The 17197-nt window shown below is 61.4% G+C and carries 17 protein-coding genes; 16 read left to right on the top strand and 1 reads right to left on the bottom strand.

The annotated features are described in order from the left end of the window. The first annotated feature begins 96 nt into the window (after positions 1-96). Complete coding sequence (locus tag FZE95_RS06100; RefSeq protein ID WP_150299948.1) at positions 97-564, top strand: c-type cytochrome; 468 nt, start codon at positions 97-99, stop codon at positions 562-564. 9 nt (positions 565-573) lie between these two features. On the opposite strand, the gene FZE95_RS06095 is transcribed toward FZE95_RS06100, so the two are convergent. Continuing rightward, positions 574-1248, bottom strand: a complete 675-nt coding sequence (locus tag FZE95_RS06095) for a cytochrome b/b6 domain-containing protein (RefSeq protein ID WP_150299947.1) — start codon at positions 1246-1248, stop codon at positions 574-576. Between the two features lie 177 nt (positions 1249-1425). On the opposite strand from FZE95_RS06095, the gene FZE95_RS06090 reads away from it, so the two are divergent. The 15 genes from FZE95_RS06090 (at position 1426) to apbC (ending at position 16884) form a co-directional block, all read left to right on the top strand. Then, positions 1426-2529: an efflux RND transporter periplasmic adaptor subunit gene (locus tag FZE95_RS06090; RefSeq protein ID WP_163982000.1), complete on the top strand. Its 1104-nt coding sequence runs from the start codon at positions 1426-1428 to the stop codon at positions 2527-2529. Next, complete coding sequence (locus FZE95_RS06085) at positions 2530-5592, top strand: efflux RND transporter permease subunit (RefSeq protein WP_150299945.1); 3063 nt, start codon at positions 2530-2532, stop codon at positions 5590-5592. 374 nt (positions 5593-5966) lie between these two features. Then, positions 5967-7334 (top strand): ABC transporter substrate-binding protein, encoded by a 1368-nt coding sequence (locus FZE95_RS06080; RefSeq protein ID WP_150299944.1) that lies wholly within the window; start codon positions 5967-5969, stop codon positions 7332-7334. A 192-nt stretch (positions 7335-7526) separates the two neighbouring features. After that, positions 7527-8303, top strand: coding sequence for an ABC transporter permease (locus FZE95_RS06075; protein ID WP_190324518.1), 777 nt, complete (start codon positions 7527-7529; stop codon positions 8301-8303). Further along, entirely contained in the window at positions 8300-9175 is an 876-nt protein-coding gene (locus FZE95_RS06070) for an ABC transporter ATP-binding protein (protein WP_150299943.1), read from the top strand. The genes FZE95_RS06075 and FZE95_RS06070 overlap by 4 nt, the downstream gene beginning before the upstream one ends. Positions 9176-9253: 78 nt before the next feature. Then, positions 9254-9997: a GntR family transcriptional regulator gene (locus tag FZE95_RS06065; protein ID WP_150299942.1), complete on the top strand. Its 744-nt coding sequence runs from the start codon at positions 9254-9256 to the stop codon at positions 9995-9997. Between the two features lie 10 nt (positions 9998-10007). Then, positions 10008-11747 (top strand): fumarate reductase/succinate dehydrogenase flavoprotein subunit, encoded by a 1740-nt coding sequence (locus FZE95_RS06060; protein ID WP_150299941.1) that lies wholly within the window; start codon positions 10008-10010, stop codon positions 11745-11747. Positions 11748-11783: 36 nt separating this feature from the next. Continuing rightward, entirely contained in the window at positions 11784-12017 is a 234-nt protein-coding gene (locus tag FZE95_RS06055) for a 4Fe-4S dicluster domain-containing protein (RefSeq protein WP_150299940.1), read from the top strand. A 10-nt stretch (positions 12018-12027) separates the two neighbouring features. Next, a complete protein-coding gene (locus FZE95_RS06050; RefSeq protein ID WP_150299939.1) occupies positions 12028-12990 on the top strand; it encodes a HEAT repeat domain-containing protein in 963 nt (320 codons plus the stop codon). Positions 12991-13062: 72 nt separating this feature from the next. Then, a complete protein-coding gene (gene fdxA / locus FZE95_RS06045) occupies positions 13063-13386 on the top strand; it encodes a ferredoxin FdxA (protein WP_150299938.1) in 324 nt (107 codons plus the stop codon). A gap of 3 nt (positions 13387-13389) precedes the next feature. Continuing rightward, complete coding sequence (locus FZE95_RS19590; RefSeq protein ID WP_190324510.1) at positions 13390-13557, top strand: hypothetical protein; 168 nt, start codon at positions 13390-13392, stop codon at positions 13555-13557. Between the two features lie 11 nt (positions 13558-13568). Continuing rightward, on the top strand, positions 13569-13904 hold the full coding sequence (locus FZE95_RS06040; RefSeq protein WP_150299937.1) for a DUF971 domain-containing protein: 336 nt from the start codon (positions 13569-13571) through the stop codon (positions 13902-13904). Further along, positions 13901-14908: a YeiH family protein gene (locus tag FZE95_RS06035; protein WP_223824986.1), complete on the top strand. Its 1008-nt coding sequence runs from the start codon at positions 13901-13903 to the stop codon at positions 14906-14908. Before FZE95_RS06040 ends, FZE95_RS06035 begins: the two co-directional genes overlap by 4 nt. 28 nt (positions 14909-14936) lie before the next feature. Then, a complete protein-coding gene (locus tag FZE95_RS06030; RefSeq protein ID WP_150299936.1) occupies positions 14937-15713 on the top strand; it encodes a ferredoxin--NADP reductase in 777 nt (258 codons plus the stop codon). A 70-nt stretch (positions 15714-15783) separates the two neighbouring features. Further along, positions 15784-16884: an iron-sulfur cluster carrier protein ApbC gene (gene apbC, locus FZE95_RS06025; protein ID WP_150299935.1), complete on the top strand. Its 1101-nt coding sequence runs from the start codon at positions 15784-15786 to the stop codon at positions 16882-16884. Positions 16885-17197 lie beyond the last annotated feature (313 nt).

The raw sequence follows: 17197 nt of genomic DNA, 5'->3' as shown, positions 1-17197 counted from the left end.
TTTCGTATAGTCGTTATAATCCGTCCCGGTTCGGCCTCATCGGTGGTCGTACCGGTTCGTATGCACAGTAAAACCAGCCCTGAATAAGGAGTAAGGATGAAGATCGCAATCGCCGGCGCACTGTGCGCCGCTCTGCTGGCAGCCAGCGTGACTGCCCAAGCAGAGGTTTCACCGGAAGATCAGATCAAGTTGCGCAAGGCCGGTTACAGCTTCATGGGCTGGAACATGGGCAAGATCAAGGAGCAGGTGATTGATGAAACTGTTTCCTACAACCCGGACCAGGTGCTGGCGGCTGCCAATGCCATTTCCGCCATTTCCAAGTCGGGCATGGGTGCGCTATTTGGTCCGGGTACCGAGACGAATGTAGGCGACCAGGTCACCCGCGTGAAGCCTGAGATGTTCGAAAACACGCCTGACGTCATCAAGCTTTCCGGAGACCTGACCCGGGCCGCTGAGAATCTGGTTGCCGCGGCTGACGAAGGCGACCAAAGCAAGGTACGCACTGCCTTTGGCGAAGTCGGTCAGACCTGCAAGGCCTGCCACGACAAGTACCGCCAGAAGTAATCGGGTCCGTTACCAGGCCGGCGTGGCAGGCGCCGGCGCTGGTGCCGGAATCCAGGCGCCTGATGCCGCCCAGACTGCCAGTCCTGCGAGTATCAGCACGACCAGCAGCGCGATCCAGCTGCCACGGCGGGGGTCCGAGACGGGCTCGCTCACATCCTTTTTCCCGTGCAGCATCGCCCCGACCAGCTTTTTACCACGCAGCTGATAAACAGCGATCGCCAGAATGTGCAGCCCAATCACCACGTAGATCAACTCCTCGGTCCAGCGATGCCAGCTGCTCAGGGTGTTGCTGAAACTGGAGGACACCAGACTGCGCAGGGGACCGGTGAAGGCGATATCGTCGGTCGCCACCAGACCCGACAGCGCCTGAAAGCCGAACAGGCCCAGCATGGCGAGCACCGATAAACCGCCAACAGGGGTGTGCCCTGCGCTCTGCTGGTGCCCTCGGAAATGCGCAAGCAGAGCACGTGGTGTGGGGAAAAAATCACTGAAGCGGGCATGCGTCGAGCCAACCAGCCCCCAGAGCACCCGAAACACCAGCAAACCCAGTACAGCCAGGCCGAATCGCTCGTGCCAGACCATCCAGGTGCCGCCCAGGTAAATGGTGGCCAACGAGCCGGTAACGGCCACGACCAACAACCAGTGAAACAAACGCAACGGAAGATCCCACCCTCGAACCTGCATACCACGGACACTCCTGAAATCGACGATGCGAAAGGCTAACCGCGGGAACCTGGGTCGGCAAGCGAAGCGCCCGTCACGTGGCCCCAGGTTTGCTGCCAGTCACCGTTATGTTTGCTGAATTGTGCCCGCTTTGCCCTATAATCGCGGCACGTTCAACGCCAAAAGAAGATGGACCTCATGTCGTGTTTCAACCGCTGGGTTCGCGCCCTGTCAGTATCCCTGGTTGCCGCCCTGGCGACCGCCTGCTCGGACCAGACCACCGAGCCTGAGCAAGCTCCTCGTCCGGTCAAGATCTTCACTGTGGGCGATCCTGCAAGTAATCAGATTCGGGAATTTCCGGCCCGGCTGAAATCACCCGAGGAAGCCGAGCTGTCCTTTCGTATCGGAGGACAATTACACAACCTGGCTGTACGTGAAGGTCAGCGGATTGCCCAGGGCGAGCTGGTGGCCGAGCTGGACGACACCGATTACCGTTTGCGGCTCAATGACGCTCAGTCTTCCTACGATCTGTCCCGCTCGCAGCTGGAGAGGATGAAGCAGCTGGTTGACCGCAAGATGGTCTCGCAGGCGGAAGTCGACGAGCGCCAGGCGCAGTTCAATCAGGCCGAGGCGGCACTTGAACTGTCCCGCCAGCAACTGGCCTACACCCGCTTGCTGGCTCCCTTCGATGGCCTGGTGGCGCGCACCCATGTCGAACGTTATCAGGTGGTGCAGGCCAATCAGCCGATCGCCACCTTGTATGCCGGCGGCAGTATGGATGTGGTGTTCCAGGTGCCGGAAAATTTGCTGTCCTCGTTACGCCGGGATATGAACGTCACCAATTATCACCCTCGTGTGCGTATGGAGAACCTGCCGGATCTCGACCTCGATGCCCGCTACAAGGAGCATGCCAGTCAGCCGGATCCTAAAACCCTGACCTATCAGGTCACACTGAGCGTACAACCGCCCGAAGGTCTGATCCTGCTGCCGGGCATGAGCGCCAAGGTGATTATCGACTTCGCCAAGCTGCGCCACAGCGGTGAACTGTCGGTAACCGTCCCGGTCGAGGCTGTGTTCAGTCCGGATACGGGAACGGCCGATCAGCGCCGGGTCTGGGTGGTCACTGATAGCGAGGACGGACTGAAGGTCAGCGCTCGCGACGTGAAGGTGGGTGAACTGACCCGCAATGGCATCGAGATCCTGGAAGGGCTGCAACCTGGCGAGCAGATCGTCGCCGTCGGCAGTTCAGAGCTGTCGGAGGGTCGCAGCGTGCGGGCCTGGGAACGCGAGCGGGGACTGTAAATGGACGTTGCCGGTTATTTCATCAACCGCCGGGTCAGCAGCTGGCTGATCGCGTTGATTCTCGGTATTGGCGGCTTGATCGCCTTTCTCGGGCTGGGCCGTCTCGAGGATCCCGCCTTCACCCTGAAAATGGCCATGGTGGTGACGCCCTATCCCGGTGCCTCCCCGCAGCAGGTGGAAGAGGAAGTTACCTACCCGCTGGAAAATGCCATCCAGCAGCTGCCCTACATCGAAGAAATTACCTCCATCAGCAGCGCCGGGCTGTCGCAGATCACCATCGAAATCCAGAGCCAGTACGGCGCGGAGGAGCTGGCACAGATCTGGGACGAGATGCGCCGGCACGTCAACGATGCGCGACCCAATTTGCCGCCCGGGGTAGGTGATCCGCAGATAAACGATGACTTCGGCGATGTGTTTGGCACCTTCATGATGCTCAGCGGTGAAGGCTACAGTTTCACCGAGTTACGCGATTTCGCCGATTACCTGCGCCGCGAGCTGGTACTGGTGCCCGGCGTGGCCAAGGTATCGGTAGCCGGCGCGCCGCAGGAGGAGATCCATCTGGAGATTTCCCGCGCCCGTCTCGCCAGTCTGGGCATCGCGCCGCAGCGACTGCAGCAGGTACTCAGCAATCAGAACGTGGTCTCGGACGCAGGCCACATGCTGGTCGGCAGCGAATCGATTCGCTTGCATCCCACGGGCGAATTCCAGAGCGTCAGCGAGCTGGAACAACTGATCATCAGCGAGCCCGGCAGTGCCCAACGGATCTATCTGGGCGATATCGCCGATGTGCGTCGTGGCTTCACCGAGCGGCCGGGCAATCTCTATCGCTCCGCTGGTGAGCCGGCGCTGGGACTGGGCGTATCCTTCGCCGCCCACGTCAATGTTGTGGATGTGGGCGAGGCGGTAGCACAGCGCCTGGCGGAGCTGGATCAGGATCGTCCGGCGGGGATGCGCATGGCGGTTTTCTACAACCAGGCGGATGAAGTGCAGAGCTCGGTGCGCGGCTTTGTGCTCAATTTCCTCGCCTCGGTGGCCATCGTTATCTGTGTTCTGCTGGTGTTCATGGGGCTGCGCAGCGGATTGCTGATCGGCATGGTGCTGGCGCTGACGGTGCTGGGCACTTTTATCTTCATGAAGATACTGGGCATCGAACTGCAGCGCATCTCCCTCGGCGCGCTGGTGATTGCGCTGGGGATGCTTGTGGACAATGCCATCGTCGTGGTGGAAGGCATATTGGTGGGACGCCAACGCGGCGAGAGTACCTTGCAGGCTGCGCGCAATATCGTCAGCCAGACAATGATGCCGCTGCTGGGCGCCACGGTCATTGCGATCATTGCCTTCGCACCAATCGGCCTGTCCGACCACGCAACGGGCGAATACACCATCTCGCTGTTCCAGGTGCTGCTGATTTCGCTGTTTCTCAGCTGGGTCACCGCGATCACCCTCACCCCGTTTTTTGCCAGCCTGCTGTTCAAGAATGCTGCGCCTGGTGCGGACCAGCCTGAAGCGACGGATCCCTACCGCGGCATCATTTTTACTGCGTACCGCGCCATGCTCGGCCTGGCACTGCGTCAGCGCACAGTCACTCTGGTGGTATTGGCGGTCTTGATGGTCGGTTCGATCATCGGCTTCAGTCAGGTCCGCCAGAGCTTCTTTCCTCCGTCCAACACGCCGATGTTCTTCGTCGACCTGTGGTTTCCCAAGGGCAGCGATATTCGTCATACCGAGGAGATCGTTGCGCAGATCGATCGTTATGTCCTGCAGCAGGAAGGTGTGCAACAGGTCAGCACCACCATCGGCCAGGGAGCGCTGCGTTTTATCCTGACCTACTTCCCCCAGCGTAGGCACGCCAACTACGCGCAGCTATTGGTGCGCACCGAGAATCGTGATCAGATCCAGCCGCTGATCAGGCAGCTCGACAGCTATCTGCATGATGAACATCCCGGCGTGCAGGCCAAGATCAAGCAGTTGATGCTGGGGCCGGGAACGGACAGCAAGATCGAGGCGCGCTTTACCGGGCCCGACCCGATCGTGCTGCGCCAGCTGGGCGCCGAGGCGACCACTATCATGCGTGAGGATCCGGTTTCCGATGCGGTGATGCATGACTGGCGCGAGCGGACCAAGCTGGTCCGTCCGCAGTTCGTCGAGTCCCAGGCGCGTGAACTGGGCGTCGACAAGCGCGACATGGACAGCATGCTGAAAATGAATTTCAGTGGCTTGAATGTTGGTCTGTATCGGGACGGCACGCGGATGCTGCCCATCGTTGCCCGCACGCCGGCCGACGAGCGTCTGGATGCCTCCGGACTGGATGACTTGTTGGTATGGAGCAACGGACGCGCAACCTATGTACCGATCGAACAGGTGGTCAGCGGCTTTGTTACCGAGTGGGAAGACCCGCTGATCATGCGCCGGGATCGCAAGCGCACCCTGACCGTACAGGCCGACCCGGCAATCACCAGCGGCGAGACGGCCGCCCAGCTGTTCGAGCGGCTGAAACCCAGGATTGAAGCCATCGAGTTGCCAAGAGGCTACAACCTGGAATGGGGTGGTGAGTTTGAGAGTTCGACAAAAGCCAAGCGCGCCGTATTCGGTTCCTTGCCGCTGGGTTACCTGGTGATGTTCCTGATCACCATCCTGCTGTTCGACTCGTTCAAGCGCGCCATTGTGATCTGGTTGACCGTGCCCTTGGCAATCATCGGTGTCACCGTCGGCTTTTTGCTGACCGGTATCCCCTTCGGCTTCATGGCCCTGCTGGGCTTTCTCAGCCTGAGCGGCATGCTGGTGAAGAACGGCATCGTGCTGGTGGACGAAATCCGCCTGCAACTGGACAGCGGACGGGACCCTTACGATGCGCTGGTCGCCTCCGCCATCAGCCGGGTCCGCCCGGTGTCCATGGCCGCCCTGACCACCATCCTCGGCATGGCCCCGCTGCTCACGGACGGCTTTTTCCAGAGTATGGCGGTGGTAATCATGTTCGGCCTGGGCTTTGCCACGGTACTGACCCTGGTCGTACTGCCGGTGTTGTATAGCCTGTTTTACCGGATCGCGCCGGTCGCGCGCTGATTCGCCGGGACAGGAGCCGGTCAGCCGGCTCCTGTCTGCCCTGCTCCTTTCATCGATCCGTCACTATTCCTCCATTCTGGCACCTCGCGGGTGTCGTCAATGCAGTGCAGGCTCGGTTCTGCCACTTGCATCACTTGTTATAAAAGCTCACCGACCGGTTGCTCACATCTGAGCCCCTCCCTCTTCCGCTGCACCAAAGCCGGGCGGTATGACAGCTTGCGGTCCGCGCCTGCTCTCCTCCAGCGACTTTTCCGTTTCTTTTGTAAAACAGTCAGATAGCTACCGCGTGCAGGAAACTGGCACGCCCGGTGCAACGGTAATGACAGGCGTTATGACCTGTTAATACAAGTTGACCAACCGGCAAGGTGAAGACAATGACGAACCGAAAAGGCCTGATTGCTCTCGCACTAAGCAGTACGTTTCTGTTCGGTGAAATAGCGACGGCAAAGACTCTGGAGATCGGCATTGGCCACCAGAGCATGGTGACCAATACCGTTTCCGGTGGCGTGATTCTGGAGAAGCTCAACCTCATCGAAAAGCACTTGCCCACTACGGGGCAGTACGAAGATACGCAGTTCAAGATCGTTTTCCGGGATTACGACTCCGGCCCACCAATTACCAACCAGATGCTGGCGACCAAGCTCGACTTCGGCGTCATGGGTGATTACCCGCTCATCGTCAACGGCGCCAAATTCCAGGAAACCGGCAAGCAGCAGACCCGCTTCATTGCGGTGACCGGTTACAACCTCAAGGGCACCGGCAACGGCATTGTCGTTCCCTACGACTCCCCGGCCCAGTCGCTGGCCGACCTTGCTGGAAAGACTCTGTCCGTACCGGTGGGCAGCGCTGCCTGGGGCATGACGCTGAAGGCGCTGCGCGATGCTGACCTGTTCGACCAGGTACAGATCGCCAATCAGTCACCGCCGGTAGGCGCAGCCAGTATCGCCGCAGGCCGCATAGATGCCCACGCCGATTTCTGTCCTTGGTCGGAGATCATGGAATTTCGCGGTACTGCCCGCAAAATCTTCGATGGTAGCGAGGCCGGCGTGCCGACCTTCCACGGCACCGTTGTACGCGAGGCTTTTGCCAAGGAGCATCCCGAAATCGTTGAGGCCGTGCTGATGGCAACGCTGGAGGCCCAGCACTGGATTCAGTCCGACCCGGTCCTGGCGGCTACCAAGGTGTCCGAGTGGACCGGCGTCGAGAAGGAGGTGCTCTACCTCTACTTCAGCCAGGGTGGGATTTCCACCATGGAAGCCAGCATCAAGCCCCAGTGGATCGAGGCGCTGAAGTACGACCACGCGCTGCTGCAAAAAGAAATGCAGATCCCCGATCTGGATTTCAATGCCTGGATCGATGACAGCTATCTCAAACGTGCCTATGCCCGCGCCGGCCTGGATTACCCGGCTCTGGTGCAGAAGGTTGTTAGCCCGCAGCCGGGCAACCAGGGGCTGCCCGCCGCAGAGATGTGGGTCGAGGGCAAGGGCATCCAGAGTTTCCCCGCCATTGCCGACATGCTCGCCGCCGCCAAGACAGCGCAGGCCGCCGGGGAAAAGGTCAGCGCCACTTATGTATATGACAACACCACCGGGCTGAAGCTGTTCGGCAAGGCGGCCTACCTGGTACGCGACGATGCCGGCTCAGTGGTGGCCTTCATGAAGAAATCCGACTCCGAAACCCATATCGCCACCCACGGCGGGACTGCGCTGCTCAAAGGCAACACCGTAGCCATGCTGCCCTGACGTTGAAGGAGTAGAGACATGAATATGAAAGCGAACGCAGCCATGGCCACACCGGTGTCACACCCGGCGGACCTGGCCCCGGACTCCCACGCTGAAGCCACGGTTGAAGCCCATGCGCCGGATCAGACACAGGAGCAGGCCGACGATGTGGCACAGGCGGCCCACGCACGGATCGCAGCACGTCATGCCTTGATGGAGAAGAGCAAGCGTTACCTGGTACGCACCGCGGCATTGATCATGGCAGTAGTGTTCTGGCATCTGGCGACGACCCATGACGTCAACCTGTTCGTCAACTTCGAGCATGTGCCAGAGCCCCTGCAGGTAGGTGAAGCCTTCATGGGCGAGCTGGCAGGTAGCGAGTTCTACCTGCATATCGCGCACAGCCTGGAGCGTATCGCCGTCGCATACGGTCTGGCAGTCGTACTGGGCGTGACGCTGGGGGTGTTGATGGGGCGGTCGAAGTGGGCCGAAGACATCATCCTGCCCTATATCGAACTGCTGCGGCCCATCCCGGCGGTGGCCTGGATTCCGCTGGCGATCCTGATGCTCCCCACCGAGCAGTCGAGCATCGTGTTTATCACCTTCCTCGGCGCACTGTTCCCGGTGGTGCTCAACACCGTGCACGGCGTGGAGCAGACCAGCGGTGTGCTGGTGCGGGCGGCGCGCTGCCTGGGTGCCAGCAACCGCTCGATTCTCTGGCACGTGATCATCCCTGGCGCCATGCCGAGCATCGTCACCGGGCTGGCGGTGGCCATGGGCGTGGCCTGGTTCTCGCTGCTGGCCGGCGAGATCATCAGCGGCCAGTACGGCATCGGTTACTTCACCTGGACGTCCTACACGCTGATCCAGTATCCGCAGATCATCATCGGCATGCTCACCATCGGGCTGCTCGGTACGCTCAGCACGCTGCTGGTACGCAAGGCCTGCAGCCCGCTGCTGCGCTGGCAGCCCACAGGAGGTCGCGTATGAACGCAGTGTCCCCCGATAGCCGTCTCGCCGTGCTGGATCACAGCCGGCTCAAGGCGAAATCAACCCGGAACGTGGACGGCCGCGGCAACATCAAGGTCAGTGGCGTAGACATCGAGTTCGGCCACCAGGGCGCCCGCACCGTAGCGGTGAAGCAGGCGAACCTGGAGATCAACTCAGGCGAGTTCGTCTGTTTGCTGGGGCCTTCGGGCTGCGGCAAGTCAACCCTGCTCAACGCCATCGCCGGCTTCGTCAATCCCACCCGCGGCGAGCTGACCGTGGATGGCAAGACGGTCACTGAACCAGGCCCGGACCGCGGCATGGTATTCCAGCAGCACTCGCTGTTTCCCTGGAAGAGCGTGCAGGACAACGTCGCCTTCGGGCCGCTGATGGCTGGTGCCAGCCGCGCGGAGGCCAGTAGTGTGGCGCGCACCTTTCTTTCGCTGGTGGGTCTCGCGGCTTTCGCCGATGCCTACCCAGCCAATTTGTCCGGTGGCATGCAGCAGCGCGTGGGCATCGCCCGGGCGTTGGCCAACTATCCCAGCGTATTGCTGATGGACGAACCCTTCGGCGCACTGGATGCGCAGACGCGGATCATGATGCAGGAGAATCTGCTGGAGATCTGGCGCGAGTTCCGCAACACCGTGGTGTTCGTCACCCACGACATCGATGAGGCAGTGTTTCTCTCTGATCGCATCGTGGTGATGAGTGCCAGCCCCGGGCGGATCATTGCCGACATCAAGGTCTCGCTGCCGCGTCCGCGCGAACAGGCATTGCTCACCAGCCCCGAGTTCATGGTGCTCAAGCGCCAGTGCCTGGAGCTGATCCGCGAGCAGACCCTGAATGCCTTTCAGCAGCAAAACAAGGCGGGCTGATCATGCCTATTTGTGCTCAATCAGCCATGTTCGCGTTTTTCCCCGACATGACATGTCATGACAAGCGGGAGAGCAGCCATGCAGGGAGTTGATCAGCTTATGCCCGGCCAGTCGCCTTTGCCTTTGTATGTGCAGATCCGCGACAGCCTGCGGCGCAAGATCCTGGAGGGCAGTTACGCCATCCACGAGCGGTTGCCGTCCGAAAACGAAATGATGAATGCCTTTGGGGTCAGCCGCATCACCATCCGCCAGGCGCTGCGCGATCTGCACAACGAAGGGCTGGTGTTCAGCGCCCAGGGCAAGGGCACCTACGTCAGCAAACCCAAGGCCGTGCAGAACGTGCAGCGCCTGCAGGGTTTCGGCGAGGCGATGGCCGCCCAGGGTTACGAGGCGACCGCGCGGTTGCTGAGTATTCGCCAGTGCAAGCCGGCCAAGCCGGTCATTGCCGCGCTGCACCTGCCGGCCCACGAGGACGTGGTCGAGGTCAAGCGGGTGCGCTATCTGAACCGCGAGCCGGTGTGCCTGGAGAGCAGCTACTTCCCGCTGGATATAGGCCAGCCGCTGTTCTCCCGGGACCTGTCCGGCGACATCTTTCCCATGCTGGAAAACGCCTTCGGCATCCCCCTGGGCAGCGCCGATATCGGCCTCGATGCGGTGCTGGCCGATGACGAAACCCACGAGCTGCTCGGCGTTAAGACCGGCGAGGCGATCCTCCGTGTGGAGCGCCTTACCCACGACCGCAGCGGCCGCCCCGTTGATTTCGAATACCTGTGTTACCGCGGTGACTCATTCAAATACCAATTTCGCGTAGAGCGGAAATAGGAGATTAGCCATGACTACAACCATCAACGACATCCCCGTAATCGATACCGACGTGCTGGTGATCGGCGGTGGCACCGCTGGCCCGATGGCTGCGGTAACCGTCAAGGAGCAGGACCCATCGCTCAAGGTCATCCTGCTGGAAAAGGCCAACGTAAAACGCTCCGGTGCCATCTCCATGGGCATGGACGGCCTCAACAACGCCGTCGTCCCCGGCCACGCCACGCCCGAGCAATACGTCAAGGAAATCACCATCGCCAACGACGGCATCGTGCACCAGCCGGCGCTGATGGCTTATGCGCAGCGCTCGTTCCCGATGATCGAAAAGCTCGACTCCTGGGGCGTGCATTTCCAAAAGGACGAGACCGGCGACTACGACATGAAGAAGGTGCACCACCTGGGCACCTACGTGCTGCCGATGCCCGAGGGACACAACGTCAAGAAGATCCTCTACCGCCGCCTGCGCCGCGTGCGCGTGGAGATCGAGAACCGCTTCCAGGCGACCCGTCTGCTCAAGGACGCCGACGGCAATATCGCCGGCATGATCGGGGTGAATACCCGCACAGCCGAGCCGATCATCATCCGCGCCAAGGCAGTGATCATGGCTACCGGCGCCGCCGGCCGCATCGGCCTGCCGAACTCCGGTTACCTGTTCGGCACCTACGAGAACCCGGCCAACTGCGGTGACGGCCACGCCATGGCCTACCACGCGGGCGCCGATCTGGTGAATCTTGAGTGCTTCCAGGTCAACCCGCTGCTCAAGGACTACAACGGTCCGGCCTGCGCCTATGTCACCGGCCCGCTTGGTGGCTTCACCGCCAACGCCTACGGTGAGCGTTTCATCGAGTGCGACTACTGGTCCGGGCAGATGATGCTGGAGTTCTTCAAGGAGCTGGAATCCGGTACCGGCCCTGTGTTCCTCAAGCTCGACCACCTGGCCGAGGAAACCATCCAGGAAATCGAGACCGTACTGCATACCAACGAGCGTCCGACGCGTGGCCGCTTCCACGACGGCCGCAAGGTCGACTATCGCCAGCGCATGGTGGAAATGCACATCTCCGAGATCGGCTTCTGCTCCGGGCATTCCGCCTCCGGCGTGTGGACCGACGAGACTGGCGCCACCACCGTGCCCGGTCTGTATGGCGCCGGCGACATGGCCTCGGTTGCGCACAACTACATGCTCGGCGCCTTCGTCTACGGGCAGATCTGCGGTGAAAGCGCGGCTGAATTCGTCAAGGATCGCGCCGTGCCCCAGCTGGATGAAGCCTTTATCTCCGCAGAACTTGCGCGCATTCAGGCGCCCATGAAGGTCAAGGACGGAATCCCGCCCGAGCAGATGGAATACAAGGTGCGCCGCCTGGTGAACGATTACCTGCAGCCGCCAAAGGTCACCAAGAAGATGGAAATCGGCCTGGAGCGCATCCTCGCCGTGCGCGACGACCTGCCCATGCTCTCGGCCGCCGACCCGCACGAGCTGCTGCGCGCGCTGGAAGTGCAATCGATCATCGACTGCGCCGAGATGGCCGCCCGCGCCTCGCTGTACCGCACTGAATCACGTTGGGGCCTGTACCACTACCGCGTCGACTTCCCCGAGCAGGACAACGCCGAGTGGTTCTACCACAGCCGGCTGTTCAAGGACGCGGACGGCAACATGGCCAGCGGCAAGCGCCCGGTTGCCGAGTACATCGTGCCCCTCGGCGAAGAGAAGGACGCCTACAGCAAGATGCGGGTCAAGAAAGCCGCCAACGCCTGACCGACAAAACCTATTAGCTTTGACGAGGAAACAACCATGCCCATAGTCAACCACCACTCCAGCGTCCCGGTCGTCGTCGACGAAGACAAATGCATCGCCGACAAGGGCTGTCGCGTCTGCATCGACGTCTGTCCGCTCGATGTCCTGTGGATCAACGAAGCCACCGGCAAGGCGCACATGAAGTACGACGAATGCTGGTACTGCATGCCCTGTGAAACCGACTGCCCCACCGATGCGGTGAAGGTCAACATCCCCTATCTGCTTCGCTGAGGCCAACGCTATGAAAACCTATGACGATCCAGACCTGCAGGACATTGCCGAAAAACTCGCCTCCAGCGATCCGGGCATCCGCCGCGTGGCGGTGCTCGATCTGGTCGACAGCGGCGAGCCGGAAGCCGCCGAGCTGCTGATCCAGGCACTGAACGACCCGGATCCCTCCGTGCGTCAGGAGGCGGCCAAGGTGGTCGATGAATTCGATGCCGTGGATATCGCCGATGCGCTGATTGCCGCCCTGGGCGACAGCGACGAGGTGGTGCGCAATTCCGCCGCCCACGCCCTGGCCGACCTCAAGGACCCGGCGGCGGCCTACCCGCTGCTCGAAGCGCTGGAAAACAGCCATGACAACTTCGTGGTGGCGGGCATTCTCCGTGCGCTCAAACCCTTGCGTAATACCGCCGCCCAGGCGCCCGCACTGAAGCGACTGACCGACCCGGACCCGCTGGTACGCCGCGAAGCTGTCGGCGTCATTGGCTGGCTGAAGCAACCGGAGAACCTTCCAGCGCTGATGGAACGCACTCAGCAGGACGAGGATTCCGAGGTGCGGCGTGCCGCCACCGGTGCGCTGGTCTATGCCGAGCCCGCCCAGGTAGGGCCAATCCTTGTGCGCCTGCTGGGCGATGAGCACTGGCAGGTACGTATCGAGGCGGCCGTTAGCATCGGCAAGTTGGACTACCAGGACGCGCTATCCGAACTGCTTAAATCCACCCGCGACAGCTTCTGGCAGGTGCGCGAGAAGGCGGTCGATGCGCTCGGCAAGCTCGGCGCCATCGGCGCTATTCCAGTGCTGGGTGAATGTTCCCGCGACCCGATGAGCAACCTGCGCAAGGCCGCGATCGGCGCGCTGGGCAGCATCGGCCACGATGACGGCCGTCCTTTCGTCACCGCAGCCATGGATGATCCTGATCCGGACGTGCGCAAGCTCGCGCGTTGGGCCATGTCGAAACTGGACGCCGCTGCTGCCTGAGCAGCCGGTCCCGGCCACGTGCCGGGTCGGCTGGGGTTGCAGGCTGGCACCTGGAATATTGGAGATTGCGCCATGACATTCGTCGTTACTGAAAACTGTATCCGCTGCAAATACACCGACTGCGTCGAAGTCTGCCCGGTGGATTGCTTCCACGAAGGGCCCAACTTTCTGGTCATCAACCCGGAAACCTGCATCGACTGCAGCCTGTGCGTGCCGGAATGCCCGGCTGATGCCATCTTCGCCGACAAGGATGTGCCGCCGGATCAGGCGCACTTTACCGGGTTGAACGCCGAGCTGGCGTTGCTCTGGCCGGTCATCAGCCAGACAAACGAGCCCATGCTCGGGGCTGATGACTGGGTCGACCAGGGCGAAAAATTGCAGTTTCTGGAGCGCTGAGTCATGCCCGAACTTGTCATGACGAGTGCGCTGAAACAGACGCTGGTGGCCCTGCTGATCGCGGGCGCCGCCAGTGACAGCGCTCGCCCGGTCCTGCTGGAAGAACGGCTGGCCAAGCTGGCCGAAGGGCCCGCATTGGTAGTGCCCGATCGTACCGGGCCGACCACCTGAGGAGTAACGCTATGTCGATGCAAATGATTGTTGAGGCACCAAAGGAAGTGCGTCTGAGAAAGGCGCAGAAAGTGCTCGAAGTGCTGTGGCAGGACGGCGAGCGCAGCAGCTACAGCTGCCTGGCGCTGCGCAAGTCCTGCGCCTGTTCGGGTTGCGCCCGCGCACAACAGGTCGGTTCGCTGACACTGATCGATGCCGACGTCGGTATCGACAAGCTCGAGGTGTCGGGTGTCAGCGGGCTGCAGTTTTACTTCTCCGACGGGCATTACCGCGGGCTGTATCCCTGGGGCTACCTGCGTGAACTGGCGGGCCTGACTGACGGCCAGCCAAGCGAGCAAGTGGCATGACCGAGCGCGCCCAGCCCGGCGAGCTGATGCTGTGGATGGCCGCGCGCAGGCTGTATCCGGGCGTCGCGCTCTGCGTAGTGCTGGCGCTGGCGGGAAGCTTTCTGGCTGAACATTACGGAACACCGGCCCTGCTGCTGGTTCTGCTGTTGGGGTTCGGCTTTGCCAGCCAGGCAAGCGATGAGCGCGTGCATCCAGGAGTCACCTTCTGCAGTCGCCAGGTGCTGCGGATCGGCGTAGCGCTGCTGGGCGCGCGTATTGGTGTCGAGCAGCTGGTCGCCGTTGGCAGCCTGCCACTGCTGGTCGTACTCGGCTGCGTCCCGCTGACCATTGGCGCCGCGCTGGGCCTGGGACGCTGGCTGGGTCTGCCGAGCATGCAAAGTCTGGTGGCCGGCGTGGCGGTTGCGATCTGCGGGGTATCGGCAGCCATCGCCGTGGCCGCAGTGATTCCAGCAGGTCGACTTGAGGAGCGCCGCCTGCTGGCGGTGGTGGTCGGGGTCACTGCGCTGGGAACGCTTTCGATGCTGATATACCCACCGCTGCTGTCTGCGCTGGGCTACTCGGATAGTCAGGCCGGTCTGTTGCTGGGCGCGGCCATCCATGATGTCGCCCAGGCCGCCGGGGCGGGCTATCTGGTCTCGGACACCGCTGGCGATATTGCCACGCTGACCAAGTTGTTGCGTGTGGCGCTGCTGGCGCCGCTGGTAATCCTGCTGGGTTGTGTGCTGCAACGTGGAGAGGGCGGCAAGGCGGAGTTTCCCTGGTTCCTGCTTGGCTTTCTTGCACTGTTCTGCCTCAACAGCCTCGGCTGGCTGCCCGCCATGCTGAAGGACGTTCTGGTATCGGCTTCCACCGCCTGCCTGCTGGCGACCATGGCCGCGCTGGGTATGCGCACCAGCCTCGGCGCGCTGCTCGCCCAGGGCTGGAAGCCGATGTTCCTGTTACTGGTTACAAGCCTGCTGCTGCTGGCATTCGCCACCGGCTCGCTGGCGCTGTTTTCGCACTGATGTATTTCAATCGCTGGAGGATGCCGCTATGGCTGCAATAGGTACGGAAAGTGTTCTGAGTGTTCACCACTGGAATGACACGCTGTTCAGCTTCAAAACCACGCGGGACCAGAGCCTGCGCTTCGAAAACGGACATTTCGTGATGATAGGTCTGCCGGTGGAGGGCAAGCCGCTGATGCGCGCGTACAGCATCGTGAGCGCAAATCATGATGAGTATCTGGAGTTTCTCAGCATCAAGGTGCCGGATGGCCCGCTGACATCCCAGTTGCAGCACCTGCAGGAGGGCGACTCGCTGTTCATCAGCCGCAAGCCGGTCGGCACCCTGGTGATCCATGACCTGCGCCCCGGCAAGAATCTTTTCCTGTTCGGCACTGGCACGGGACTGGCGCCCTTTATGAGTATCATCCGCGACCCGGAGACCTACGAGCGCTTCGAGAAAGTGATATTGGTTCACTGCGTGCGCCAGGTCAGTGAACTGGCCTACCACGACTACCTTACCTACGAGCTTCCGGAACATGAATTCCTTGGCGAAGACGTACGAGAGAAGCTCATCTATTACCCCACCGTAACGCGCGAGCCGTTCCGCAATCAGGGCCGCATCACCACGCTGCTGGAGAGCGGTAAGCTGGCCAGCGACATCGGCTTGCCGCCAATCAATAGCGAAACCGACCGGATGATGATGTGCGGCAGCCCGGCGATGCTTGAGGAGCTGACCGCCATGCTCGACGGTATGGGCTTTCGCGCCTCGGCCCAGCAGGGTGAGCCCGGTGACTACGTGATCGAACGGGCCTTTGTTGAAAAGTGAACAGGGCAGAGTACATCAGGTTGGAAAACTATCAGCCGCCCGGCCGCTCTGGCCGGGCCAGGAGTACACCATGTCCAAACCCGCACTCAAGACAGTCGTAAACGAACTGGCCGTCCAGGCCGAACTTGCGCTGGCCGCTTGGGTCGATCCGGTCCTTGGTACCGATCTGATCAGTGCCGGTGCCATCCGCAAGCTGGAGGCCTTTACCTATCGAATCTATCTCGATATCGAGCTGGGCTTTCCGGCGCAGGGTTACCGCGACCAGCTGGCGCAAACGCTGGAAGCCCATCTGCTCAAACATACCCAGGCTCTGGCCGTGGAGGTTAATGTCAGCTGGCGCATCGAGCGCCCGCCACAAACCAGTCAATCTGTGCCGGGGGTCAAGCATCTCATCGCCGTAGCCTCTGGCAAGGGCGGGGTTGGCAAGTCCACCACCGCGACCAACCTGGCCCTGGCGCTGGCCGCTGATGGCGCTCGGGTAGGCATGCTGGATGCCGATCTTTACGGCCCCAGCCAGCCGCGCATGCTCGGACTGGCCGGGTTGCCGGAAGTGGCTGAAGGTCGCATGCAGCCGATGGTTGGTCATGACATCCAGACCATGTCCATTGGTTTTCTCATCGAAGAAGAATCGCCGGTGATCTGGCGCGGTCCGATGATCACGCAGGCGCTGTCGCGTTTACTCAACGAGACCGACTGGCAGGAGCTGGATTATCTGATCATCGACATGCCCCCCGGCACCGGTGACATCCACCTGACCATGGCCCAGCGCATGCCGGTCTCCGGTGCGGTAATCGTCACCACACCTCAGGATATCGCCCTGCTCGACGCCCGCAAGGGCCTAAAAATGTTCGAGAAAGTGAACATTCCGGTGCTGGGCATCATCGAGAACATGAGTACCCACATTTGCAGCCAATGTGGCCATGAAGAGCATATCTTCGGCGCGGGAGGGGCGCAGCGGATGGCGGAGCAATATGGCAGTGAACTGCTGGGTGAGCTGCCTCTGGATATCCACATTCGCCTGGGTGCCGATGAAGGGCGACCAGTACTGGCCAGTGATCCGCAGGGTACCCTCGCTCAGATGTATGTGAATATCGCACGCCGCATAGGGGCGAAATTAGCAAACCAGGCTACCAGGACGGCATCCCTGTCCCCCACTATCTTGATCGATTGATGGGTCTGTTCATTCCGTAGGCGCAGAACGTCGTTGTCGGGTTCGATTCAGCGTGCCCGTGGGGCGCGCCAGCCGAAGGGGATCGGTTGTGCCAGCGAACCCGATCTAGAGCCAAGATTCAGGATCTGGTTCCCTGATCCGGGTCCGTAAAGGTTGCGCTTGAGGGCCTCATCACAAATCGACACTTGCCTCGCAGGTGTCGATGGTGCAACGAAACAGCCCGCTTATACTGCCTCACTCTCGCCATCCCTTGGTTGGATGAGGAAGCTTTTACTTCCGAAATCTCCTGCATTACCAGGTTGCGCCCAGCCCG

The organism is Pseudomonas profundi (genome assembly GCF_008638305.1).
GTDB classification, from domain to species: Bacteria; Pseudomonadota; Gammaproteobacteria; order Pseudomonadales; family Pseudomonadaceae; genus Halopseudomonas; species Halopseudomonas profundi.
Note: the sequence above shows the minus strand (reverse complement) of the source record. Positions and strands in the feature narration are given on the sequence as shown.

Excerpts from the sequence above, each read along its gene's own strand:
- FZE95_RS06050 (WP_150299939.1), top strand. The coding sequence starts at position 12,028 with ATGAAAACCTATGACGATCCAGACCTGCAGGACATTGCCGAAAAACTC.
- FZE95_RS06090 (WP_163982000.1), top strand. The coding sequence starts at position 1,426 with ATGTCGTGTTTCAACCGCTGGGTTCGCGCCCTGTCAGTATCCCTGGTT.
- FZE95_RS06080 (WP_150299944.1), top strand. The coding sequence starts at position 5,967 with ATGACGAACCGAAAAGGCCTGATTGCTCTCGCACTAAGCAGTACGTTT.
- FZE95_RS06060 (WP_150299941.1), top strand. The coding sequence starts at position 10,008 with ATGACTACAACCATCAACGACATCCCCGTAATCGATACCGACGTGCTG.
- fdxA (WP_150299938.1), top strand. The coding sequence starts at position 13,063 with ATGACATTCGTCGTTACTGAAAACTGTATCCGCTGCAAATACACCGAC.
- FZE95_RS06095 (WP_150299947.1), bottom strand. The coding sequence starts at position 1,248 with ATGCAGGTTCGAGGGTGGGATCTTCCGTTGCGTTTGTTTCACTGGTTG.
- apbC (WP_150299935.1), top strand. The coding sequence starts at position 15,784 with ATGTCCAAACCCGCACTCAAGACAGTCGTAAACGAACTGGCCGTCCAG.
- FZE95_RS06065 (WP_150299942.1), top strand. The coding sequence starts at position 9,254 with ATGCAGGGAGTTGATCAGCTTATGCCCGGCCAGTCGCCTTTGCCTTTG.
- FZE95_RS06030 (WP_150299936.1), top strand. The coding sequence starts at position 14,937 with ATGGCTGCAATAGGTACGGAAAGTGTTCTGAGTGTTCACCACTGGAAT.
- FZE95_RS06040 (WP_150299937.1), top strand. The coding sequence starts at position 13,569 with ATGTCGATGCAAATGATTGTTGAGGCACCAAAGGAAGTGCGTCTGAGA.
- FZE95_RS06055 (WP_150299940.1), top strand. The coding sequence starts at position 11,784 with ATGCCCATAGTCAACCACCACTCCAGCGTCCCGGTCGTCGTCGACGAA.
- FZE95_RS06075 (WP_190324518.1), top strand. The coding sequence starts at position 7,527 with ATGGAGAAGAGCAAGCGTTACCTGGTACGCACCGCGGCATTGATCATG.
- FZE95_RS06070 (WP_150299943.1), top strand. The coding sequence starts at position 8,300 with ATGAACGCAGTGTCCCCCGATAGCCGTCTCGCCGTGCTGGATCACAGC.
- FZE95_RS19590 (WP_190324510.1), top strand. The coding sequence starts at position 13,390 with ATGCCCGAACTTGTCATGACGAGTGCGCTGAAACAGACGCTGGTGGCC.
- FZE95_RS06035 (WP_223824986.1), top strand. The coding sequence starts at position 13,901 with ATGACCGAGCGCGCCCAGCCCGGCGAGCTGATGCTGTGGATGGCCGCG.
- FZE95_RS06100 (WP_150299948.1), top strand. The coding sequence starts at position 97 with ATGAAGATCGCAATCGCCGGCGCACTGTGCGCCGCTCTGCTGGCAGCC.
- FZE95_RS06085 (WP_150299945.1), top strand. The coding sequence starts at position 2,530 with ATGGACGTTGCCGGTTATTTCATCAACCGCCGGGTCAGCAGCTGGCTG.